The following is a 21,918-nucleotide window of genomic DNA, read 5'->3' as shown; positions in this document are numbered from 1 at the left end:
CGACTGCCTGACCTCTTATCGGACCCTATTGAAGGTTATAACTATGATGACTCAGACGACCCCCCAGGCGGGTGTGCGCATGCCCGCACTGCTGAAATTTAATCTGCGTGACGCCGGTACCTTAATTGGATTATTAATTATCGTGGTGACATTTTCCTTTCTGTCGCCGGTATTTTTTACCCTGCCTAACCTGCTGAATATTTTGCAGCAGTCCTCGATTAACGCCTTAATCGCGCTGGGGATGACGCTGGTGATTATCTCCGGCGGTATCGACCTCTCGGTCGGTCCGACCGCGGCGCTGTCGGCGGTGCTGGGCGCGACCCTGATGGTGGCGGGTGTGCCGGTGCCGCTGGCGATCCTCGCTACGCTGGGCGTCGGGGCGCTGTGTGGCCTGTTCAGCGGCACGCTGATTGCCTATGCCGGTCTGCAACCCTTTATCGTCACGCTTGGCGGACTGTCGCTGTTCCGGGCCATCGCGCTGATTTACACCGGCGGCAATCCGATCTTCGGGATTCCACTGTCGTTTCGCAGCGTGGTTAACAGCACCCTGTTCGGGGTTCCGATGCCGATTGTGGTGGTGGCGGTGATTGCGCTGCTGCTGTGGACGGTGATGAACAAAACTCCGCTGGGCGAATACATTCTGGCCATCGGTGGCAACGAAGAGGCGGCGCGGGTCGCCGGGGTACCGGTGAAGCGCACCAAAGTCACGGTCTATATCTTCTCTGGTCTGCTGGCCTCACTGGCTTCGCTGATCCTGATTGGCCGACTGGGCGCGGCGGAGCCCACCATCGGTAACCTGTGGGAGCTGGATGCTATCGCGGCGGCGGCGATTGGCGGTGCCTCGCTAATGGGCGGTAAAGGCAGCGTGTTTGGTACCCTGATTGGCGTGATTATCCTCGGCGTGTTACGTAATGGCTTGACCTTACTGAACATTCAGGCCTTTTATCAATTGCTCGCTACCGGCCTTATTATTATCATAGCGATGTTGATTGACCGGGCGACCCGAGGCAAGTAATGAAGCAAGATCCGCGAGCCATTGGTGCTCAGATTCGTATGCGTTTGCCCCAGCTGACGCCGTTAGAACGCCGTGTTGCTGAAGCGATTATCGCCAGAACTGATATTACCGAGCAGTCGTCATTAAAAGAGATTGCCGGTGAGAATAATGTCTCTGAGGCGATGATCGTTAAGATCACTAAAAAGCTTAACTTCACCGGCTTCCGGCATTTCAGAAGCAGCCTGATTTATTACAATCAGTCTGAGGTGGCGGGACTGCATGCGGAAATTGAGCCGGATGACTCGTCGGAACAATTGCTGGCAAAAGTATTCAGAACCTCTATTCAGGCAATCGAAGAAACGCTGTCGATTCTGGATGTCTCTGAATTTAATCGCGCGGCAGACATTATCTTTAAAGCGCGTCATATCGATCTGTATGCGGTGGGAGGATCGGCGGCGGTTGCGCGCGATCTCTCACACAAGATGCTGAAGATAGGCATTAAGTCGACCGCCTATGATGACGCCCACATTATGCTGATGTCCGCCGCGGTGTTATCTGATGACGATGTGGTTATCGCCATCAGTCATTCGGGTGCCACGCGTGCCGTGAACGATCCGGTGAAACTGGCGGGACGGAATGGCGCGAAGGTGATCGCCATTACCAATTATGCCGAATCACCGATTGCCCGCAGCGCGCACGTGGTCCTCAATTCAACGTCTCAGGGATCGCATCTGTTAGGTGAAAACGCCGCGTCACGCATCGCCCAGCTGAATATTCTGGATGCGCTGTTTGTCGCTATCGCGAAAAAAGATTTAAAACGGGCGGAGAAAAACCTGATGAAAACCCAGCATGCGGTTCAGGATCTGCGGGAATTCTAGCTATGAGCAAAATTGCAGTCACCGGCAGTCTTCATTACGACATTATGCTGGACGCGCCACATCGTCCGGAGAAAGGCGAAACGGTGATGGGCAGCGCCTGTCACTATAAGTTTGGCGGCAAGGGCGGGAATCAGGCGGTAGCGGCAGCCCGCGCTGGCGCCGCGGTGCGCTTTGCCGGAGCGGTAGGCAGCGATCCGCAGGGCCGCTTTCTGCTTGAGCAGCTGCTTCAGGCGGGCGTGGATTGCGCCGCGGTTACCATCCTCGATCATCTGCCGTCGGGCATGAGCGTGGCGATTACCGATGCCGAAGGTGACTATGGCGCGGTGGTGGTCTCTAACGCCAATCAGCACATTGCGCTGTCGGCGTTTGACCAGCCGGACTTCTGGCAGGATGTGACGATGCTGGTGCTGCAAAATGAAGTGCCGGAGTCGGTCAATCTGCGGGCGGCGCAGGCGGCCCGATCGCGTGGCATTGCGGTGTGCGTCAATGCTGCGCCGGCCAGAACGCTGTCGGCGGAGTTTGAACGCTGTATCGATCTGCTGGTGGTGAATGCGATTGAAGCGCGCGATATGTGTCAGATCGGCGTGCAGGATCTGGCTTCGGCGCGGGCCGCAGCCGAGGCGCTGGGCAGACGTTTTGCGCGGGTGGTGGTCACCGCTGGTGAACATGGCGTGGCGTATAGCGAGGCGGGCCACAGCGCGAGTCTGGCGGCGCAGAAAGTGACGCTGGTCAGCACGCATGGCGCGGGCGATTGCTTTGTCGGGGTGTTGTGTCAGCGCTTAAGCGACGGGGCAACGCTGTCGGCGGCGGTTCATGAGGCGAACCAGGCGGCGGCAGAGCACGTTTCGCGACTGCCGCACTGATTAGCCAGCGTGCAACGTCAGTGACGCTGCACGCTTTACCTTACGACGCGACTTTTACCACCGTTTTACCGAAGTTTTTGCCGTTCAGCATATCGATAAACGCCTGTGGCGCCTTCTCCAGTCCCTCAATCAGATGCTCGCGATAGTGGATTTTTTTGCTTTCCACCAGCGGACGCATCGCCTCAAGGAATTCCGGATAACGATCGCCGTAATCCTGGAAGATGATAAAGCCCTGCATGCGGATCCGGCGTTTAAGAATGCCCGCCATGATCAGCGAAGTGCGGTCCGGGCCGGGCGGCAGCTCACGCTGGCTGTAGGCAGAGACCAGACCACAGACCGGCACGCGCGCCGCCGTATTCAGCAGCGGGAACACCGCATCGAACACTTTGCCACCCACGTTCTCAAAGTAGATATCAATGCCGTCCGGACAGGCATTTTTCAGCTGCTGTTCAAAATCGGCGCTGTGGTGATCGAGACAGGCGTCAAAGCCCAGCGTTTCCACGGCGTAACGGCACTTCTCTTCGCCACCGGCAACCCCAACTACCCGGCAGCCTTGCTGTTTGCCTAACTGGCCAACCGTCGCCCCGACCGGTCCGGTCGCCGCTGCGACGACCAGGGTTTCACCGGCTTTTGGCTGACCGATATCCATCAGGCCCATGTAGGCGGTGAAGCCTGGCATCCCGAGAATGCCCAGCGCCCATGACGGGTGCGGCAGATCGTTGCCCAGCTTCGCAATCTCTTTGCCATCCGAGACCGCATATTCCTGCCAGCCGCTTTGTGCCAGCACCCAGTCACCGGTCTGGAAATCACTGTTTTTTGATTCGGCGACCTGACAAACGGTCCCGCCAACCATCGGCTGATCCAGCTCGGCCGGCGCGGCGTAGGATTTACCGTCATCCATGCGGCCACGCATGTAAGGGTCGAGCGACAGGTAAACGGTGCGCAGCAGCACTTCACCGTCTTTCAGCTGCGGGATTGGCTGCGTCACATAGCGGAAATTCTCTTTGGTCGGCTCGCCGTGGGGGCGAGAAGCCAGTAACCAGGCGTGATTCTGATTCGCGTGTTCAGTCATGCTGTCATCCTTTTATGGCTGGGCAATGCGCGTTGCATTGCCGGGTGAACGTCGACCAAGTGTAGATGACATCTGACGGGCTGCGTTTAGCGCTGTGGGCGGTAAGGGCGCTGGCTTCGGCAGCAGAATGCCCGCTGATGCTTGCCCGGCGCGGCGCGAACGGCGGCGGACCGATTGCATTAGCGACGGCAAAATGGTGTGATGAATCATCGTGACAGAGACAGCCGCTGGCAAAAAAGGGACGGCAGAATGGCGCTACATTCCTCAGCGTGGTTCAGTTTTAACGGCATTGAATGCTCGCAGGTCAGCGCCCGCGACGCGGTTTTTCCACGTCATCTGCATGATGAGTATGTGATCAGCGCCAACCTGACCGGCGTTGAACAGATCTGGCTGGCAGGCAAAACCGCCGAGGTGAAGGCCGGGCAGGTCACCGTATACAATCCGGCCACGCTGCAGGCCTCGCGCTTTGATCGCCACGGAGTGAGCTTCATCAGTGTGCATCTGCCACAGTCGCTGCTTCAGAGCCTTGCCCGCGCGCACAACCTCAACAGTCACCAGCAGGCTCCGGCGTTACGTGAAGGGGTGCTGGATGAACCGCGTCTGTTTAACGCCTTATGTGCCTTCGCCGGGGCGAGCCGGGAAGATGACCTGGCGGATCAGCAACAGCGGCTGCTGTCGCTGTGTGGTGAACTGCTGCAACCCGAACAGCCCGCTGATCCGGCGGAGCATCGGCTGGTGGCCGCGGTCAAAGCGCAACTGAATGCGGCGCTTGATAGCAAACCTTCGCTCGACCATCTGGCCCGCCAGGCGGGTGTGAGCAAGTATCACCTGGTACGCTGCTTTAGCCGCCATACCGGTCTGCCGCCGTTGCAATATCATATGCAGCTACGTCTGCACCGGGCCCGTCAGCTGCTGCGTAACCGGGTCCATCCGCTGGAGGCGGCGCTGGCGCTGGGCTTTTACGATCAGAGCCATTTCATCAATGCCTTCCGGAAAGTGATGGGCGTGACGCCGCACGACTACGCCCGGCACACCGCTTACGGCAGCATAAATTCCCGATAGCCAGAGACGATCACGTAGACAGCGAAATAGCTGAAGATGATGGCCGAGGCGATGGCGCAATATTTCAGTAAGCGCTGACCCAGTGCCCGGCCGCCCAGATGCCCGACCAGGCACAACGCGCAGGTCCAGAGTACGCCAGCGATGAAGAAGCCGCCGAGAAAAGCGGATGAGGTGGCCGCGCTCTGCTGACCGATGCGGGAAATCAGCGCACCGCCAACGGTGGCGAACCACAGAATTGCACTCGGCGAGGAGAGCGCCAGCAGCACGCCACGGGAAAATTCACGCTTCAGCGGACGCGGCGGCGCGGCTGTCTCCAGACCGACTGGCGCTGCGGGACGTGCGGCGGCAATCGCCATTTTGACCGCGAACCACAGCAGCATAGCGCTGCCGCCAATCCACAACACCCAGCGTACCGCACTGAACTGCAACAGCACCGCCATGCCGGAGAGCGCCAGCAGCGCGTACACCAGATCGCCGACGCAGGTCCCGATGCCCAGCCAGAAACCCTGGAAATAGCCGCGCTGCATCGCCAGGGTAATCATCGCGATGTTCGCGATACCGATATCGAGGCACAGCGACAGGCTCAGCAGAAAGCCATTAGAAAACGGCATCATGCGGCACCGCCCGGCAGGGTGAATAGGGTGAGGAGTAAGGCTGGCATCAGGCTTCCTGTTAGCAGTAAAAAGGAAACCCGATTTCATCACCGGCGGGCGAGAGGCATATTGGAAAAAATTGCGGAAAAAATGGCGGATTCACTCCGGCCGGGCCAGCCACGCTGCGCGCGACAGCGCATAAAGCTGGCTCGGTGCAGCATTGGCGACGTCCTGAATCTCACTGATATAGCGCAGTCCGGCTTTCTCCAGCACCTTAATCGACGCCTGATGGTGTTTTCTGACCCGCGCTTCAATGGTACTTAACGCCAGCGCCGTAAAGCCATAACCGACGGTGAAGCAGGCGAATTCCGTGGCGTATCCCTGGCCCCAGGCGGCGGTTTCAAAGCGGTATCCGAGATTATTCATCCGCCGTTCATCCTGCAGGTGCACGCTCAGGCCGCCAAAACCAATCGGCTTATCGGGATGCGCCTGACGGGCAATCGCCCAGCGGCCGAAGCCGTCATCCTGCCAGCCCTGTAGCCATGCCTGTAGTACGTCATGGGCCTGCTGGCGATCGCGCAACGGACCGGCCGGATTAAAGGTGTTGGTGGCCGGATCGCCATAGATTCGCCACAGGTCGGCTTCATCTTCTGGCCGGACCGGCCGTAGCAGTAAACGTTCAGTGTGCAGCATGTTATCAGCCTCGGCGGGATGCGGTTGCGCACCCGGCGTAACGGGGAGATCAGGATGCTGTGATAAATAACAGTAAACCCGAAGGAGAGAAAGCGATGAATATTCAACAACTGCGTATCGCGCGGCCGGTGGCCGATCTGAACCGAAGCAGCAGGATGTATTGTCACGGCCTGGCGCTCAGCCCGATTGGCGCGTTTGAACAGCATCAGGGATTCAGCGGCGTGATGCTGGGTCGGGTCGATTTAAACTGGCATCTGGAATTTACCCGCTGTTATGCGCATCCGCTGACGCCGCAGGTTTCCGACGACGACCTGCTGGTGCTCTATATTCCGGCCCGAGAACAGTGGCTGACCCACTGTCAGCGGATGGATCAGGCGGGATTCCAGCGGCGGCCGGCCTTTAATCCGTACTGGGATCGGCAGGGAGTAACCTTCCTGGATGCCGATGGCTATCGGGTGGTGTTGCAGCACGCCGCCTGGCAACCCTGACTACTCTGGCTGGCGCGTCTCGTGCAGGTGCCGCCACAGCAGCCGCTCACCCTGGAGCGTAAACAGCACGCTGGACCAGCGGACAATGGGCGTCTGGCCCGGCTGGTGGTGATGCTCACGGTATAACACCACCGCGCCCTGCGGCCATTCCGCCAGTAAGGTCAGCCGATCGAGCGTAATCTGCAAGCCTGGCCGGGCGCCGCGCTGGCTGCTGAACATCGCGCTCAGCGCGGCGTAATCAATGGCGGTGCCGCCGAGGGTAATCATAGAGAATTCAGCATCAAAACGGCTCAGCAACGCGTCGCCGCTGCCTTCACTCAGCCAGGCTTCAATCGCCTGATGCGCGTCGATGACTTCACGAAAATAACGGTTCATACAGACTCCTTGTGGGGGGATAAACGCCGGACGATGGCACGGTTATCAAGGCCAAAGCTGGCTAGAATTGGCAACAGGCTGATCAGCGCGGCGCTGTAAAAGGTCAGCTGGTAAGCCAGAGATAACGCCAGATGGGCGGAGAGCAAATCAAGCAACAGGCTCAGCAGCGCCACGCCAAAGCAAAAGCTCAGCTGGCGGTTAACCGTCCACAGGGCGCTGGCGTGCGGCAGCGCGTCGTCGTCGGTCTCAAGAAATGCGCTGCTCTGAGCGGTGCTGCTGCACAGGCTGCCGCCAGCCCCCATCAGGGCAAAGGCCAGCATCAGTCCGGGCAGCGGAACCGGGGCGGTGACCTGCGCCAGTACGCCTATTCCCAGCGCCTGAAGCAGACAGCCGGTGACGATCAGCGGGCGCGGGCCGATGTGATTGAATCGTTTACCGGTCAGCACGATCGCCAGTCCCGACGCCAGTGACCACGGTAGCATCAGCATGCCGCACGCCACCGGCGTCAACCCGAGCTGCGCCTGCAGATAGAACATGGCGATCAGGCTGATACCGATAAACATGCCCGGAACGCACTGATAGACCGTCATGGCGAAGCGCATCAGCTGACCGGGATGCATCGGCAGCAGCGGATGGGCATGGCGACGGCTACTGCGGATAAACAGGGCAGCCAGCAGCCCGCCGGTCAGCAGCAGCGCCACTGCCTGCGGCCGTCGGGCCGGCTCGCTGATCCAGGTTAATCCCAGTAACAGTGCGGCCAGCGCGCCACAGCCGCTGAGCAGGCCAGTCACATGCAGCGGCGGCCGGATGGCGGGCAGTGGCTCGCGTTTGATCCAGCAGGCGGCCAGTAACAGCGTCAGCAGTGAGACGGGCAGGCTGACCATGAAGATGCCGCGCCAGCTAAGCGTTGTCACCAGCAGGCCGCCCAGCGAGGGTGATAACGCCGGCGCTAACAGGCCGACCAGCATCACCGCCGCTGACAGTCTGGCGCGTTGCTGTGGCGGATAGAGACGCCAGGTCAGCGCCTGGCCGACCGGGATAATCAGGCCGCCGCCGATGCCCTGAACGACCCGCCAGCCGATCAATGTCGCCAGGCTGGGTGCCAGTCCTGCGCCAGCGGTTGCTACGCTGAACAACAGTAAGGAGATCAGAAATACCCGTCGCGCGCCGATACACTGGCTTAACCAGGCGCTAACAGGGATGACTAAGGTCAGGCCAAGAATATAGCCGTTGCTCACCCAGGCCAGCTCTGCCACCGAGGCATGCAGGCTGTGACCGATAGTCGGATAGGCGACGCTGCCGATAAACAGGGTGATCAGGTCGATAAAAAAGCCGAGCAGGAATACCGTGGCGACTTTACTGCGATAGGTCATAAGTGGGCTCTCCGGAACGATGAGCACACTTTAGGCGCGGCAGAATGTCAGATAAACCCCGGATTCAGCGATATACTGTCAACGCTTTTTTGACAATAAGGATGATGCCGATGCTCAATTTACAGCGGGTGGCGATGTTTGTGGCGGTGGTGGAGAGCGGCAGTTTTACCGCCGCCGCGGCCTCGCTTGGCCAGACTAAAGCGGCAGTAAGTTTTAGCCTGCGGCAGCTTGAAGCAGAACTGGGCGTGAGCCTGCTGCTGCGTACCACCCGGCGGCTGGCGCTGACCGCGGCAGGCGACACCTTTTACCGGCGCAGCGTAACGCTGTTGCAGGATGCGCAGGGAATGCTTGACGACGTGCAGCGCGATCACCGTGGATTAACCGGCGAGCTGCATATCACCAGTACGCCGGAATATGGGGTGCAGATGATTATTCCGGCGCTCACTGCCTTTCAGCGGCGACATCCCGATTTGCGTATCCGGCACGTCGCTTCGACCGCGACCGACGATCTGATTTCCGGCCGTTTTGATGTGGCTATCCGGTTGGGCCGGTTAGCGGATTCCACTCATCGGGCGGCGCTGCTGGATCGATTTGCGATACTGCCGGTGGCCTCACCTGAATGGCTGAACCACCATCCGGTTGACTCGCTGAGCGCGCTGGCGCAGGCCGACTGGATTGTGCATAACCGGCTTACCGACCCGCTGCGCTGGCAGCTTAGCGGTCCGGACGGTCAGCGGGTACCGTTTGAGATAACCCGGCCGGTCAGGTTTTCAGCGGACAGCGCGGCGGCACTGATGGCATTTGCGCTGCAGGGTAATGGGGTCGCGCTGCTGCCGGCGTGGCTGGTGAGTGAGGCGATTGAACGCGGCAGTCTGTGTCATCTGCTGCCGGATTACGCTTTTCCGATGCAGGGCATTTATGCCGTCTATCCGGATACCCGACACGTTGCGGAAAAGGTGCGCGGCTTTATCGACTTTTTACGTCAGCGGATCGCCTTAAGCGCTGGACAGGGCAGCTAAACGGGTAAAGTCTGTTAGCTGCTCACTCATCTCACATCACCCAGCCCGGAGAGAACCATGAATCTGCTCTGCCTTCATACTGCGGCCAGTAATATCGCCATTTTTGACGACGCTGCCGCCTCGCTGTCTACCACTACACCGCCGCTTAACCACCTGGTGATGCCCGACTGGCTGGCAGAGGCGGAGCGCAGTGGCGGCATGACGGCGGAATTACGCGCCCGGATCGCCCGGCTGATTGATGCCTTGCTGCCGCAGATGGATGCGATTGTGATTACCTGCTCAACCCTGGCTCCGGTCGCCGATGATTTTGTCGCTGCCGGTCAGCATGGCTGGGTGCTGCGTAGCGATAAAATGCTGGCCGAAGCGCTGCAGCGTCATCAGGGACCCTCGGTCGCGCTTTGTGCTGCGGAATCAACGCTGGAAGCGACCCGATCATTGTTTTGCCGGGCAGGGAGCGAGGTTGAGGTCCGGCTGGTGGAGGACGCCTGGGCAGCCTTTAAAGCCGGTGATAGTGCGGGTTATTTTGCCCTGATTGCAGAAGCGGCACAGCAGGCTTATCAGCAGGGCGCAGGTCAGGTGGCACTGGCGCAAAGCTCGATGACGCCGGTGGCGCAGCAGTTTGCTGTCAGCCAGCGGCCGCTGACCGCGCCGCATCTGGCTTTACAGGCCTGTTACGCCCTCAGATAAGGGTGACGCCGTGGGCGGTCAGAGCCTGACGCAGCGGCTCGCCCGGCGGCGTATCGATCACCAGCGTACTGGCCAGCGAGAGATCGCCAATCGCAAAGGCTGAAGCGGAATTGAGTTTCTCGGCTGAGGCCATAACCACGGTTTCCGCCGCCCGACCGGCCAGCGCGCGTTTTACCGTAGCCTCTTCAAAATTACCGGTGGTAAAGCCTGCGGCCGGATGCACACCGGTAACCCCCATGAAAAACAGATCGGCATTGATGCGGTTGATCGATTCCAGCATCGCCGCGCCGACCGCCACTACTGAGTGTTTATAAAGCTGGCCGCCAATCAGGATCACCTCGACGCGCGGATGCTCGGCCAGCGCCAGCGCCACGCTCGGACTGTGAGTTACTGCGGTAAAATCCAGCGTCGCGGGCAGCAGTCGCACCAGTTCAGCGCTGGTGGTCCCGCCATCGATCAGAACGATCTGTCCGGGCTGAATCAGCGCAACGGCTTTTTGCGCAATTGCCCGTTTTGAGTCGGTTTGCACGCTTTTGCGTGTTTCAAATCCCGCCAGCGCAGCGGAAACCGGCAGGGCACCCCCATGGACCCGCTGCAACAGTCCTTCGGCCGCCATCTCACGCAAATCCCGTCGTACAGAGTCCTCTGAGACACCAAATCGCTGGCTCAGGTCGCGCGACTGCACCTGCTTTTCGCTGGCGAGCAGGGCGAGGATCGCCTGTTTACGTTGTCCTGATAACATCAGTTTTTCTGCCTGTTTTTTCTTGATATTGCGCGATTGTGCATGATAGCGTGACCGCTGTCCACTCATTGAGGAGATCACTATGCAGCAGAACCGTGACCGTGTGCGCATCATCAGCGAGCAGTTGCTGTCGGATAACTGGTACACCCTGAAGAAATACACCTTTTCGCTGTTACGGCGTGATGGGCAATGGCAGGAGCAGAGCCGGGAAGCCTATGACCGCGGCAACGGTGCGGTGGTCCTGCTGTATAACCGTGACAAAAAAAGCGTGGTGCTGACGCGCCAGTTCCGTTTTCCAATCTACCTTAACGGGCACGACGGCTTCCTGATTGAAGCGGCGGCGGGACTACTGGATAACGCCTCGCCGGAGACGCGCATTGTTGCCGAAGCCGAAGAGGAGACCGGTTTTCGCGTCACGCGGGTCGAGAAGGTGTTTGAAGCCTTTATGAGTCCCGGATCGGTTACCGAAAAGCTCTACTTCTTTATCGCTGAATATGCCGATCAGCAGCGCAACGGTGAGGGCGGCGGTATCGCTGAGGAGGGGGAAGATATCGAGGTACTGGAGATGGATTTTGACCAGGCGCTGCAGGCGATTACGGACGGTGACATCATGGATGCGAAAACCATCATGCTGCTGCAACATCTGCGTCTGAAGGGCATTCTTTAGTAATCTGGCTGGCAGGCCGCCTCACGACGGCCTGCCAGTGTGCTTATTCGTCGCGGGTCAGGATGCCTTTGACGTCGTGCGGTTCTGATCGCAGATACTGCGGCGGAACCCGGACTTTACCGTCCAGCGCGGCCGCTGCGTGCCACGGCCAGCGCGGATCGTAGAGAATACCGCGTGCCAGTGCCACCAGATCGGCTTCACCCTGCTGCAACAGATCTTCTGCCTGCTGTGGCTCGGTGATCAGACCAACCGCAATCACCGGAATGGATACCTGCTCACGAATATCGCGGGCAAACGGTACCTGGTAATTCGGGCCGACGCTGATTTTTTGCTTGTCAGACAAACCACCGCTGGAGACGTGAATATAGGCGCAGTTGCGCGCTTCCAGCTCGCGGGAGAAGGCGATCGACTGATTCACTTCCCAGCCACCCTCAACCCAATCCGTTGCCGAAATGCGCACGCCAACCGGTACTGACGCTGGCACCGCATCACGCACCGCCTGGAACACCTCCAGCGGGAAGCGCATCCGGTTTTCCAGCGAGCCACCGTACTCATCGCTGCGCTGGTTCGACAGCGGCGAGAGGAACTGGTGCAGCAGATAGCCGTGTGCGGCGTGCACCTCAATCAGCTCAATGCCAAGCTTTACTGCCCGGCGGGCGCTGTCGACAAACGCCTGTTTTACCCGCGCCAGCGCGTCGGCGTCCATCGCCAGCGGTTTGGCTTCATCTTCGCTGTAGCTCAGTGCCGAAGGTGCCACGGTTTGCCAGCCCTCTGCTGCATCAGGCGCAATCTGTTTGCCGCCTTCCCACGGCACTGCGCATGACGCTTTGCGTCCGGCGTGTCCCAGCTGAATGCCAATCGGAATCGACGAGTAGCGACGGACATCCTCCAGCACTGACTTCAGCGCTGCTTCATTGTCATCATTCCACAGCCCTAAATCACCGGGAGAGATACGGCCGATATCTTCGACGGCGGTGGCTTCAATAATCAGCAAACCGGCGCCGGAAAAAGCCAGCTGGCCAAGGTGGATTCGGTGCCAGGCGGAGGCATTGCCGGCTTCGGCTGAATACTGGCACATCGGCGCAATCACAATGCGGTTTTCCAGCGCAAGTTCGCCCAGTGAGACAGGTGAAAAAAGTTGGCTCATGTTATCTCCATGGTTTTATGACTAACGTGACAGGGAATAACTATAGCGGGGGATTAGGCGGATTGGGGGCGGCGCAACGTGACATTTTATGACAGCGGGCAGGGTTGCTGCGGATTGCCGCCGCGCTTAAGGGGCTTGCCAGGGAGTCAGACGCTGAGTGTATCTATCCGGTGTGGCGATGATTTTCCGCACCGGTTATCCGCAAAGAGAACGGCCTGACTGCACCGTTCTTGCTGATCTGTCGCGGGATGAAAGTCAGACCTGCGCCATGCCGCCATCAACAAACAGTTCGGTGCCGTTGATAAAGCTGGCTGCATCCGAGGCGAGAAACGCCACCGTTTTGGCAACCTCTTCGGGTTTGCCCAGCCGACCGAGCGGGATCTGAGCCGCCAGCGCATCAAACAGTCCCTGTTGCTGATCTTCACTCACCAACCCGCCAAGGCCAGGCGTGCGGACCGGGCCGGGGCTGACGACGTTGACGCGAATGCCACGCTCTTTCAGATCCAGTGCCCACGAACGGGCGAAGTTACGCACGGCGGCTTTGCTGGCGCTGTAAACGCTAAAGGCCGCGGTGCCCTGAATCGAGGTGGTGGAGCCGGTCAGAATAATAGATGCGCCATCGACCAGCAGTGGCAAAGCTTTCTGCACGGTAAACAGCACGCCACGCACGTTGGTGCCGAAGATGCGATCAACATGCTCTTCGGTGATTGCCCCCAATGGCATCATGTCACCGCCGCCGGCGTTGGCGAACAGAATATCAAGCCGTCCAGCCTGACTGGCGATGCGGGCGTAAATCGTATCAAGGTCATGCAATTGCGAAGCATCGGCGCGGATGCCGGTGGCGGCGCTGCCGATTTCCGCGACGGCGGCATCCAGTTCAGCCTGGCGTCGGCCGGTGATAAAGACCTGCGCGCCCTGTGATGCCAGTTCGATAGCCGTCGCCAGACCAATTCCGGTGGTGCCGCCGGTGATCAGTGCAATCTTTCCTGCCAGTGATGGGTTCATCTGTTGCTCTCCGGATAAGGTAGGTTATAAAGCCGAGGTGTCCCGGGCCGTTACGTTGCCCGACTGATGGCTACTGTAGAGCGGCAGGATTGGCAGATAAATCGGGTAAAATGAAAATAACTATCCACGGGGATGGATAATAAGGGGGAGAAAATGGATCAGTTACTGGCTATCAAAGCCTTCGCTCGGGTGGTGGAGAGCGGCAGTTTTACCCGTGCGGCTGACTTGCTGAATATGCCGAAAGCGACCCTCAGCAAGCTGGTCCAGCAGCTGGAAACCCATCTGTCGGTCAGGCTGCTCCAGCGCACCACCCGGCGGGTAACGGTGACCTCAGAAGGGCGGGAATATTATGAAAAATCGCTGCGTATCCTGCACGATCTCGACGATATCGATGCTTCGTTTAACGTGCTGCGCAGTAAACCGCGCGGGCATTTACGCATCGATATCGGCGGTTCCACCGCCCGGGAGGTACTGATCCCGCTGCTGCCTGATTTCTTTGCCCGTTATCCCGACATCACGCTGGATCTCGGGGTGGCCGATCGACCGATCGACCTGGTCAGCGATAACGTTGACTGTGTGATACGCGGCGGACCGCTGGTCGATTCTTCACTTATTGCCCGTAATATGGGGCACGCCACGCTGATTACCTGCGCCACGCCTGCCTATCTGAAAGCCTTTGGCGTGCCGGCGTATCCGGATGAATTGCGCAATGGTCACCGGCTGGTCAGCTATCTGTCACCGCAGAGCGGCAGGCCGTTTCCACTGCGTTTTGAACGCAACGGCGAGAAAATCGAGATCAAGAGTGCGCATCGGATTGGCGTAAATGAAAGTAATGCGCATCTGGCGGCGGGACTGGCCGGGCTGGGGATTATCCAGACCTTCAGCTACAGCCTTGGGGCACTTCTGCAACAGAGGGAACTGGTGGAAATACTGCGCGACTGGCGGCCAGCGGGCTATCCGTTTCATCTGGTCTATCCGCAGAATCGTCACGTTACGCATCGGTTGCGGGTGTTTATCGACTGGCTGGCGGAGTGTTTTCCGGCGCGGGTGGCGGGAGAGGGTTAATCCGGCACAGTCAGCGTGCCGGATGCGTTCAACAGGCTTAGTTACCGCGATAGGTTGAGTAACCGAACGGGCTCAGCAACAGCGGAATGTGGTAATGCTCGCCACTGGCCTCCATGTTGAACTCAACCGGGATTTCCGGGAAGAAGGTTTTCTGGTTGTTCTTTTTATAGAAGTCACCGGTTTTGAACACTACGCGATAGCTGCCCGCGCTGGCGGTTTTATCCTGCGGGAACAGGGCGCTGATACGGCCATTATTGTCGGTCACGCCTGAAGCCAGCTTCACCCAGTTGTCCTGCTGTTTCTGATCCAGTTCAACTTCAATACCGGCGGTCGGCTGGCCGGTTTGCAGGTTGAGGACGTGGACGCTTAACGGATTTTTTGCCGCAGCCGGTTGTGCAGCAACAGCAGAAGCAGAAACGCCAGTGGCCAGAAGTACAGTTGCGATCAAAGCATGTGAGGTTTTCATCAATGTTTCCTTTATTGACGGGGTTTATTTGCAGCAATAGTAGAGCGGTTGGCGACAGAGCGACAATTTGCGGCGGAAAATGTGAAATTTCCGAGGCGCAGCCGTCGGAAGCCATGAGCCAGAACTCCACTTAGTTACATCATACAGTTACTCTTTCAACTGACAGTCATCAGGCAGTGTGCGGATTGTAATGGCTGAACAGTCAGAAAAGCAGGGTCTTTACCTAAGTTTTGATTTTTTTAAACTTCTCAGAAAGGGTGCTTAGTGGCAGATAATTGATGCAGATAGCCGCAAGGTTGGCTGTTAAAGGCGAAGAATGCATGACAGGGCGAATGCATCATTTAAATAGCGCACTATTTGATAGTTTACAATTCAGTTCTGGCGTGTCATTGTCTTGTCAACCAGATAGCACACTACTTAATAGCAAATTAATGGAAATCCTGTGATGAAAATGAAACTGACCGCCAGTGCATTATTGTTAGCCAGCCAGATGAGTACCGCGTTTGCTGCACCGACTGAAAACAGCCCACAACCGACCGCCGGCGTTGCCGCTTTTCTGACAGCGCTGAACAGCGGCGATGGCAAACCGATTGAGCAGCTGTCGGTTAAAGACGCCCGAGCGGTGTTGACTGGCGCGCAGAAGGGCGCAGAACTGCCGCCGGCACAGGTTTCACAAAAGACCATTACTGTACTGGGCCAGCCACTGACGCTGACCATCGTTAAGCCTGAGCACGCCAGCGGTACATTGCCGGTGTTCATGTTCTTTCACGGCGGCGGCTGGGTGCTGGGTGATTTTCCGACCCATGAGCGGCTGGTACGTGACATAGTGAATGCTTCCGGCGCAGCTGCGGTATTTGTCAATTATCAGCCGTCGCCAGAAGCGCATTTCCCGGTGGCGATTACTCAGGCTTATGAAGCCACTAAATGGGTTGCCGAACACGGCGCTGAAATTGGCGTTGACGGTAAACGTCTGGCGCTGGTTGGCAACAGCGTTGGCGGTAACATGGTGGCTGCGGTTGCTTTGCAGGCGAAACAGTTTAAAACCCCAGCCATTCGTTATGACGTGATGCTTTGGCCGGTTACCGATGCGCGGTTTGATACCGCGTCCTATGATCGGTTTGCTGACGGACATTTCCTGACGAAGAACATGATGAAGTGGTTCTGGGATAACTACACCACATCAGAAAAAGATCGTAATAACATCCTGGCGTCTCCGTTGCGGGCAACGACCGCACAGCTGAAAGGGTTGCCACCGACGCTGATTCAGACCGCAGAACTGGACGTGTTACGTGATGAAGGTGAAGCGTTTGGTCGTAAGCTGGATGCAGCGGGCGTACCGGTTACCGTGACGCGTTACAACGGCATGATTCATGATTACGGTTTGCTGAACGCATTAAGCCAGGAACCAACGGTCAGAACGGCGATCAGCCAGGCCGGTGAAGAGCTGCGGTCACATCTGAAATAAGCAGGCCGGGCGGTATCATGATGCCGCCCGAATTGTGTTACACCAATACGGCATTTTCACCGCATCAGTGCTGCAGCAACCGTTAACATCGCAACACTAACCTTATACCGGTGGACTTCAGGCCAGCGCAAGCTGTTGAGATAATGTTTCCCGGAGGTTTCTGCGAGCAAATGAAGCCGAGAGGAAAGGGTGGTTACTTATTGATTTACAATGATAAAATCTCAATCAGATTAATTGATTTTCATTTTTGAAATTACATCGGCAGTTTGTCAGTGTAGTCATCTTCTCTGTTTAAGCATCATGGGCTGGCCGAGGCTAAATCAGCCGGCAGACGAGTTTTGTCGTTCGAAACACTGGAATGGTCAGACGAAAGGGTATAAATTTGTAGTATTGTTTACTGAAAGGTAATGTGGTTTCTTAAAATGACTCCGTCTGAAATCAAAGAAGCACAACACAAGCGTTATGATGAAAAAGCGGCAGCCATTGTCCGGGGTGAAGACGGATATAAACCTGCCGAGAAATCGCGCTACAGTAAATCCTGTAAACTTTCATCTAAGCATATCGTCAGCTTTTCCTGATGCTGTCTGATAAGGCAAAGCAAAATGAACCATCTTCCAGCAGATGGTTTTTTTATGTCACCTGATCCTGTCATCCCGCCTTTTGAACAAGCCTATATTCTCAATAAGAAATTGATTGATAAGGCTAATACTTTATCTGATCCCGTAATAACCGTGGGCGGACAAGCCATTCAGTACTGGGTTGCTTATTACCGGGAGCTTTACAGAGATGCTCTGCCAGATGCCCGTCTTGTTACCTCCGTAGATGTCGATTACGCCGCCCGACGCCATGATGTCGCTGCAATAGCTGCAGCTCTCGGTGTGGATCCGAATATGAATGAACAAGGACAGCCACCATCACTGGCACGATTTGCCCTGGTTGACCTTAAAACACAACAGATTAAAAACGTTGATGGCCGATTCTTTGCAGACCCGGATAGTCCTGAACGTCCAAACACGGTGGATGTTATCGATTTTCCATCAGGATTCAGCTACAAAGACTTTTCCGGCGATAGACTGCAGTTAAACACTGAGAGGTTTATGATTGAGCAAGATAGCGCCACATCTGCAGAATCACACGAACTTATCAGGGTCATCAATCCGATCGCTTGTATCCGTGCAAGGTTAAGCAATCTTAGCGATTTGAAACGTAATCCGGCAATAGAAGGTATTGAGCCAGTCAGGATCATGGGTCGAACGAGAGTAAACGGCAGAATCAAGCGATGTCCGGCCATCATAATTAGGCGGTTATCTAAAGGCGCATAATGTATATTATGTTAAATAAGGTATTAACACGGCAATATTTGACTCAGCCACAGCGATCATATTATCCCCTTTCCTCTGCCTTCCCGATTTTATCCCTCGTCTATGGGGTCCGCATCTGTGCCGTCGACAGTAAGCCATTTCAACGCTCCTCGTTACGCGTTTCACTTCTTATTGCCACGCCTCTCTTTTTGCCGTTGTTGTTCAGCACGGCGCTGCTTATCCCGACCAATTCTGGCTACATTATGTTTCAGCGCGGCGACTTTGATCGGCAACTCTTTAGTCCAGAAAGCTTGCGGCACGTAGTAACTTTCTGGCTCAGCTTCAAATACCGCAGCAAGCTGCTCCAGAATTAGATGCAGGCTTATGTTGTGCTCGACCTGAACACGTATATTTGTTTCCTGCATGGATATCCGGAAGAACTCGTCGAGGTAGGCTTTCATCTCACGAAACCTGACTGGACACCTTTCCGCTTCATCAGCGGGATCGGTGACTGCATCAAATTTCTCCAGTAAAAAGTAGACAACAGGAAGCATCATCGCTTTGATACGAGCGACTTCTTTACTCTCAGACCAACCTATAGATCATTCCCCGGATTCTCTTTCTGCGTTCGCTGGCATAACCGCTTTCCTCTGTGTCAGGAACGCCGGAACTCCAGCGATCATTCTGCAATCCTCTTTGCGACAACTTTCCCGTGCGACATCGTTCTCGCTCAACATGCTTTGCGGCCTCATCCTTTGATCATCACGTCTTGCTTCCGTATGCTTTGCGGCAACCGTACTTCTGCAACGGCACGTTCGGTTGGCCACACCAGACGCAGCGGCAAACAATCTCCTGCACCATTGTTATTAAACGGCTCGACGTCGTTACTGATTGTCGCGCTGCCAGATAAACCGCACTGTACCGGGCTTTGTCGTTGCTGTCTTCCTGCCAGCTAATGCCTACTGAATCGGCCTTTGCTACTGCAAACACGCTAAGTCACTGGCATTGCCCGATGAAGATTGTCTGCTTCCTTTACCGGCCAATCGGGATAAAACGGCTGAAACAACCCGCGATTTTGACAACGCTACGTGAATTCTGCGCCTGCCGCATGACTACTGGGCCGCAGAATTTATCACAGCGCGTCATTTTATCGCTGGCTGAATTACCGTCCGATGATAAAAGCCGAAATCCGCCCGGCTGACATGACAATGGCTTTCAGGCAGGTTAAAGTTGCCGGCTTCGGCTGTGATCCTGATGAGGAAAAATGAAACGCTTATTTGTTTATGGCACGCTTTGCCCTGGCCGTGAGAATGCCCACATCCTGGAACAGATTGGCGGTGAATGGCTGCCCGGTTCGGTGACCGGCATTTTCTACCCGCGTGGCTGGGGTGCGGCGGCTGATTTCCCCGGCATCATTCTGGATGACCAGGCGTCACCCGTGCCGGGTTACCTGTTTATCTCCGATCGGCTCGACGAGCACTGGCCGATGCTGGATGAATTTGAAGATGGCTACGATCGGGTTGAAGTGACGGTTAACACCGGCAACAATCAGCAGTTAACCGCCTGGATTTACCAGCTGCAGCCGCCATTATCAGCCTGACGGCGCAGCCATCCCCAGCCGGTTTTCCCTGCGCACGCCCTGCTCTTTTAGCGTTTTTATCGCCGGTATTGATGCCGATCCTGTGGATAATGCCGGTCGTGTATCGGGGCAGCGTGCAGCGCGGTAATGCCAGCCGCTTTGATTAATCGGTTACCCCGAAGCCCCTTTATATCGATTTTTGATGCTGATTCGCAAAAACCAACAGGCACAATGTTTGATGAGTTATTAACGGAATAACTAATGTATGATGTAACTAATACCCGTTATCGATCCGACTTTTTTCTGCTTTAACAACAGCCAGATGACCGGTTTGACGATTTCGTCATCTGACTGCCGATGTTCACTTCGCGACGGGTGGCGTACCGTGCGTGTGGAAGGTTTCAATCGTCTTAAGGCCCCACGCCTGGCCTTTTTTGCGCTCCGCTTCGGTCCAGATAATTGGCTGCCAGTCTGGTGCCAGAATCAGCCGCGCGCCTGAGTTAGCCAGCTCAACTCGATTGCCGGCCGGCTCCCAGACATAGAGGAAAAAAGTGCCCTGAATCGCATGTTTATGCGGGCCGGTTTCGATGTGTACCCCGTTTTCCAGAAAAATATCGGCGGCGCGCAGGATATCTTCCCGGGTGTCGGTGGCATAGGTGATGTGATGCAAACGGCCCCTGCCGCCTCCCTGCTCTTCAGTGCAGGCCAGATCGTAGGTTTTGTTATTGATGGTGAACCAGCAGCCGCCAATCCGGCCATTATCCAGCGCGATCATCTCGGTGACCCGTGAACCGAGGCAGACTTCCATGAAGCGTTTGAACTCTCTGACATCCTCCGCCAGCAGATTAAGGTGATCGAGACGACGGGGAGACGCGCCACGTCCGTGATAGCGTTGAGCCATATTTTTTAACGAAGGCCGCTCATTGGCTTCAGCCTGATAGCGAACGGTATCGTAGTAAATCTCAAACACATGTCCAAAGGGATCGGCAAAACGGAATGCGCGCCCGTGCCCCTGATCGTCCTCTCTCCAGCCAATCACTTCATATCCACTTGCCTCAATGGCCGCGACGCGCCGCATCAATGCCGCCTGCGAACTGGCCCGGTAAGCGATATGTCCGACTCCGGTGGTGGAATGACGCGTCAGTTTTAAGGTGTGAAATTCATAATCGTCCCAGGCACGTAACCACGCGTGATCATGGTCCCTGGCCGAGACCGTAAGACCATAAACGTCGACGAAAAAGGCAAGACTCTCCTCGAATTTGTCGGTATAAATCTCAACATGTGCAAGATGTGCAATATCATGACAGGGCTCAGAATGCGCTGTGGTCATGAAGACCTCCTTATTGGTGTAGGCGTACTAATTTTTTTATTTAAGGGTCAGACGTTACCGATCTTTCTGGCTGAAAATCAGGGAGTTTTAGCCGCTAAGCGATGAGTTTCCTTGTTTGTGTGATGACGTTACCAGCCGGTTGCGGCCAGCAAATCTGAGCCGGTGAGCCGGAAAACGTTATCTCAATCGTTGCAGTGCCTCCTGCCAGATAAAGGGACTGAGATCGCGGTAAGCAATCCCCAGCGCCGCCATCCGGGCCGGTAAATCGGCCTGTACCTGCTGAGTCGCCTGGCTCATGACGCCCGCCACAGCCACATCATGCAAGGTTTTGACCACTTCAGCCATCTCCTCTGCCCGCCGGACGCCATGCTCGGCCACCCGACTGATCAGATAATGCGGCAAGTGGTGGTTCCAACCCAGCGCAGGAAAACTGGCGTGCAGCGAGGCGAGTACCGCCTCTTCCACCCCGTATTGCTGCGCCGCGCTGAGGCATTCAGTGGTCAGCGCTTCCAGTCCTTTAATCATTACGCTGCGACACATTTTAATGGCTGAGACATCGCCAATACGATCGCTGGCCGCCGTGGCGTTAATGCCCAGATGATTCAACCGGGCCGCGACGTTGTCTGCTGCCGGTCCGCCGATTAACAGCGGTGTGCCCAGCCGTTTGGGCGGCACCGGTGCCATGACCGCCACATCCAGATACGTCCCCGCGCCGCCAGCGATTGCTTGCGAGGCGGCACGTTTTGTCTCGGGTGAAACCGAATTAAAGTCCAGCAGTTGCTGGCCGTTCGCCAGCAGCGGAGCAACCTCGCGCGCAACGCAGAGTGCGTTTGATGCGGTAACCAGCGATATCACCCAGTCTGCGCCATCCAGTGCTTCAGCAACGGAATCCGCCGGCTGCACGCCAGACTGCTGAGCCACATCCCGCAGGCCAGAAGCCTGCTGCCCGCAGAATTTTTTATCCCAGACCCGCACCTGCGCCACACTCGCCAGATCGTGAGCATAAATTTGTCCCGCCTCGCCAAATCCGATAATGGCTATCTGCATAACTGTC

Annotated in this window: 25 protein-coding genes; 13 read left to right on the top strand and 12 right to left on the bottom strand. The window is 56.8% G+C overall.

The genetic code is table 11. The features are described 5' to 3' along the window. Window positions 1–43 precede the first annotated feature (43 nt). The 3 genes from AABB92_RS05470 to AABB92_RS05460 are packed head-to-tail and all read left to right on the top strand — an operon-like array spanning window position 44 to window position 2,735. Window positions 44–1,015, top strand: coding sequence for an ABC transporter permease (locus AABB92_RS05470; protein ID WP_046288319.1), 972 nt, complete (start codon window positions 44–46; stop codon window positions 1,013–1,015). Then, window positions 1,015–1,872 (top strand): MurR/RpiR family transcriptional regulator, encoded by an 858-nt coding sequence (locus tag AABB92_RS05465; RefSeq protein WP_031376910.1) that lies wholly within the window; start codon window positions 1,015–1,017, stop codon window positions 1,870–1,872. Before AABB92_RS05470 ends, AABB92_RS05465 begins: the two co-directional genes overlap by 1 nt. 2 nt (window positions 1,873–1,874) lie before the next feature. Next, the gene (locus AABB92_RS05460) at window positions 1,875–2,735 is read left to right on the top strand and encodes a PfkB family carbohydrate kinase (protein WP_046288318.1); all 861 of its coding nucleotides are present in this window, start codon (window positions 1,875–1,877) and stop codon (window positions 2,733–2,735) included. A gap of 40 nt (window positions 2,736–2,775) precedes the next feature. On the opposite strand, the gene AABB92_RS05455 is transcribed toward AABB92_RS05460, so the two are convergent. After that, on the bottom strand, window positions 2,776–3,807 hold the full coding sequence (locus AABB92_RS05455) for an NADP-dependent oxidoreductase (RefSeq protein ID WP_031376909.1): 1,032 nt from the start codon (window positions 3,805–3,807) through the stop codon (window positions 2,776–2,778). Between the two features lie 249 nt (window positions 3,808–4,056). Between AABB92_RS05455 and AABB92_RS05450 the strand changes: the two genes are divergently transcribed. Next, the gene (locus AABB92_RS05450; RefSeq protein ID WP_031376908.1) at window positions 4,057–4,869 is read left to right on the top strand and encodes an AraC family transcriptional regulator; all 813 of its coding nucleotides are present in this window, start codon (window positions 4,057–4,059) and stop codon (window positions 4,867–4,869) included. On the opposite strand, the gene AABB92_RS05445 is transcribed toward AABB92_RS05450, so the two are convergent. Both AABB92_RS05445 and AABB92_RS05440 read right to left on the bottom strand, forming a co-directional pair. Continuing rightward, on the bottom strand, window positions 4,845–5,483 hold the full coding sequence (locus AABB92_RS05445) for a LysE family translocator (protein WP_031376907.1): 639 nt from the start codon (window positions 5,481–5,483) through the stop codon (window positions 4,845–4,847). The genes AABB92_RS05450 and AABB92_RS05445 overlap by 25 nt on opposite strands. Window positions 5,484–5,621: 138 nt before the next feature. Continuing rightward, window positions 5,622–6,155: a GNAT family N-acetyltransferase gene (locus tag AABB92_RS05440; RefSeq protein ID WP_031376906.1), complete on the bottom strand. Its 534-nt coding sequence runs from the start codon at window positions 6,153–6,155 to the stop codon at window positions 5,622–5,624. 95 nt (window positions 6,156–6,250) lie between these two features. On the opposite strand from AABB92_RS05440, the gene AABB92_RS05435 reads away from it, so the two are divergent. Continuing rightward, entirely contained in the window at window positions 6,251–6,643 is a 393-nt protein-coding gene (locus tag AABB92_RS05435) for a VOC family protein (protein WP_031376905.1), read from the top strand. Here AABB92_RS05435 and AABB92_RS05430 read toward each other — a convergent pair whose 3' ends face one another. Further along, window positions 6,644–7,018 (bottom strand): DUF4440 domain-containing protein, encoded by a 375-nt coding sequence (locus AABB92_RS05430; protein WP_031376904.1) that lies wholly within the window; start codon window positions 7,016–7,018, stop codon window positions 6,644–6,646. Beyond that, the gene (locus AABB92_RS05425; RefSeq protein WP_031376903.1) at window positions 7,015–8,391 is read right to left on the bottom strand and encodes an MFS transporter; all 1,377 of its coding nucleotides are present in this window, start codon (window positions 8,389–8,391) and stop codon (window positions 7,015–7,017) included. The genes AABB92_RS05430 and AABB92_RS05425 overlap by 4 nt, the downstream gene beginning before the upstream one ends. Window positions 8,392–8,501: 110 nt before the next feature. Here AABB92_RS05425 and AABB92_RS05420 point away from each other — a divergent pair, with 110 nt between their 5' ends. After that, entirely contained in the window at window positions 8,502–9,410 is a 909-nt protein-coding gene (locus tag AABB92_RS05420; protein ID WP_031376902.1) for a LysR family transcriptional regulator, read from the top strand. A 57-nt stretch (window positions 9,411–9,467) separates the two neighbouring features. Beyond that, window positions 9,468–10,097, top strand: coding sequence for a glutamate racemase (locus AABB92_RS05415; RefSeq protein WP_410477741.1), 630 nt, complete (start codon window positions 9,468–9,470; stop codon window positions 10,095–10,097). Here the strand turns inward: AABB92_RS05415 and AABB92_RS05410 are convergent. Next, a complete protein-coding gene (locus AABB92_RS05410; RefSeq protein WP_031376900.1) occupies window positions 10,090–10,839 on the bottom strand; it encodes a DeoR/GlpR family DNA-binding transcription regulator in 750 nt (249 codons plus the stop codon). The genes AABB92_RS05415 and AABB92_RS05410 overlap by 8 nt on opposite strands. Before the next feature lie 82 nt (window positions 10,840–10,921). Here AABB92_RS05410 and AABB92_RS05405 point away from each other — a divergent pair, with 82 nt between their 5' ends. Beyond that, the gene (locus AABB92_RS05405) at window positions 10,922–11,506 is read left to right on the top strand and encodes an NUDIX domain-containing protein (protein ID WP_031376899.1); all 585 of its coding nucleotides are present in this window, start codon (window positions 10,922–10,924) and stop codon (window positions 11,504–11,506) included. 43 nt (window positions 11,507–11,549) lie between these two features. On the opposite strand, the gene AABB92_RS05400 is transcribed toward AABB92_RS05405, so the two are convergent. Both AABB92_RS05400 and AABB92_RS05395 read right to left on the bottom strand, forming a co-directional pair. Continuing rightward, window positions 11,550–12,653, bottom strand: a complete 1,104-nt coding sequence (locus AABB92_RS05400) for an NADH:flavin oxidoreductase/NADH oxidase (RefSeq protein ID WP_046288317.1) — start codon at window positions 12,651–12,653, stop codon at window positions 11,550–11,552. 255 nt (window positions 12,654–12,908) lie between these two features. Then, window positions 12,909–13,658: a glucose 1-dehydrogenase gene (locus AABB92_RS05395; protein WP_031376898.1), complete on the bottom strand. Its 750-nt coding sequence runs from the start codon at window positions 13,656–13,658 to the stop codon at window positions 12,909–12,911. Between the two features lie 153 nt (window positions 13,659–13,811). Between AABB92_RS05395 and AABB92_RS05390 the strand changes: the two genes are divergently transcribed. Beyond that, the gene (locus AABB92_RS05390) at window positions 13,812–14,723 is read left to right on the top strand and encodes a LysR family transcriptional regulator (protein ID WP_031376897.1); all 912 of its coding nucleotides are present in this window, start codon (window positions 13,812–13,814) and stop codon (window positions 14,721–14,723) included. Window positions 14,724–14,760: 37 nt separating this feature from the next. Here AABB92_RS05390 and uraH read toward each other — a convergent pair whose 3' ends face one another. Continuing rightward, a complete protein-coding gene (gene uraH / locus AABB92_RS05385) occupies window positions 14,761–15,189 on the bottom strand; it encodes a hydroxyisourate hydrolase (protein ID WP_031376896.1) in 429 nt (142 codons plus the stop codon). Window positions 15,190–15,634: 445 nt separating this feature from the next. On the opposite strand from uraH, the gene AABB92_RS05380 reads away from it, so the two are divergent. The 3 genes from AABB92_RS05380 to AABB92_RS05370 all read left to right on the top strand — a co-directional run bounded on the left by AABB92_RS05380 (window position 15,635) and on the right by AABB92_RS05370 (window position 17,976). Then, window positions 15,635–16,654, top strand: a complete 1,020-nt coding sequence (locus AABB92_RS05380) for an alpha/beta hydrolase (protein WP_046288316.1) — start codon at window positions 15,635–15,637, stop codon at window positions 16,652–16,654. Window positions 16,655–17,061: 407 nt separating this feature from the next. Further along, window positions 17,062–17,232 (top strand): hypothetical protein, encoded by a 171-nt coding sequence (locus tag AABB92_RS05375; protein ID WP_158087049.1) that lies wholly within the window; start codon window positions 17,062–17,064, stop codon window positions 17,230–17,232. A gap of 24 nt (window positions 17,233–17,256) precedes the next feature. Beyond that, window positions 17,257–17,976: a hypothetical protein gene (locus AABB92_RS05370; protein WP_052720603.1), complete on the top strand. Its 720-nt coding sequence runs from the start codon at window positions 17,257–17,259 to the stop codon at window positions 17,974–17,976. A 161-nt stretch (window positions 17,977–18,137) separates the two neighbouring features. Here AABB92_RS05370 and AABB92_RS05365 read toward each other — a convergent pair whose 3' ends face one another. After that, entirely contained in the window at window positions 18,138–18,416 is a 279-nt protein-coding gene (locus AABB92_RS05365) for a hypothetical protein (RefSeq protein WP_152659085.1), read from the bottom strand. 803 nt (window positions 18,417–19,219) lie between these two features. Between AABB92_RS05365 and AABB92_RS05360 the strand changes: the two genes are divergently transcribed. Next, the gene (locus tag AABB92_RS05360) at window positions 19,220–19,555 is read left to right on the top strand and encodes a gamma-glutamylcyclotransferase family protein (RefSeq protein WP_031376892.1); all 336 of its coding nucleotides are present in this window, start codon (window positions 19,220–19,222) and stop codon (window positions 19,553–19,555) included. Window positions 19,556–19,895: 340 nt separating this feature from the next. Here AABB92_RS05360 and AABB92_RS05355 read toward each other — a convergent pair whose 3' ends face one another. Continuing rightward, window positions 19,896–20,864 (bottom strand): VOC family protein, encoded by a 969-nt coding sequence (locus AABB92_RS05355; protein ID WP_031376891.1) that lies wholly within the window; start codon window positions 20,862–20,864, stop codon window positions 19,896–19,898. Window positions 20,865–21,041: 177 nt separating this feature from the next. After that, entirely contained in the window at window positions 21,042–21,911 is an 870-nt protein-coding gene (locus AABB92_RS05350; protein WP_046288315.1) for an NAD(P)-dependent oxidoreductase, read from the bottom strand. Window positions 21,912–21,918 lie beyond the last annotated feature (7 nt).

Origin of the sequence: Pantoea brenneri (assembly GCF_038594305.1) — a bacterium.
GTDB lineage: Bacteria > Pseudomonadota > Gammaproteobacteria > Enterobacterales > Enterobacteriaceae > Pantoea > Pantoea brenneri.
The sequence above is the reverse complement of the archived record's forward strand: the minus strand, read 5'-3'. Positions and strand labels throughout refer to the sequence as shown.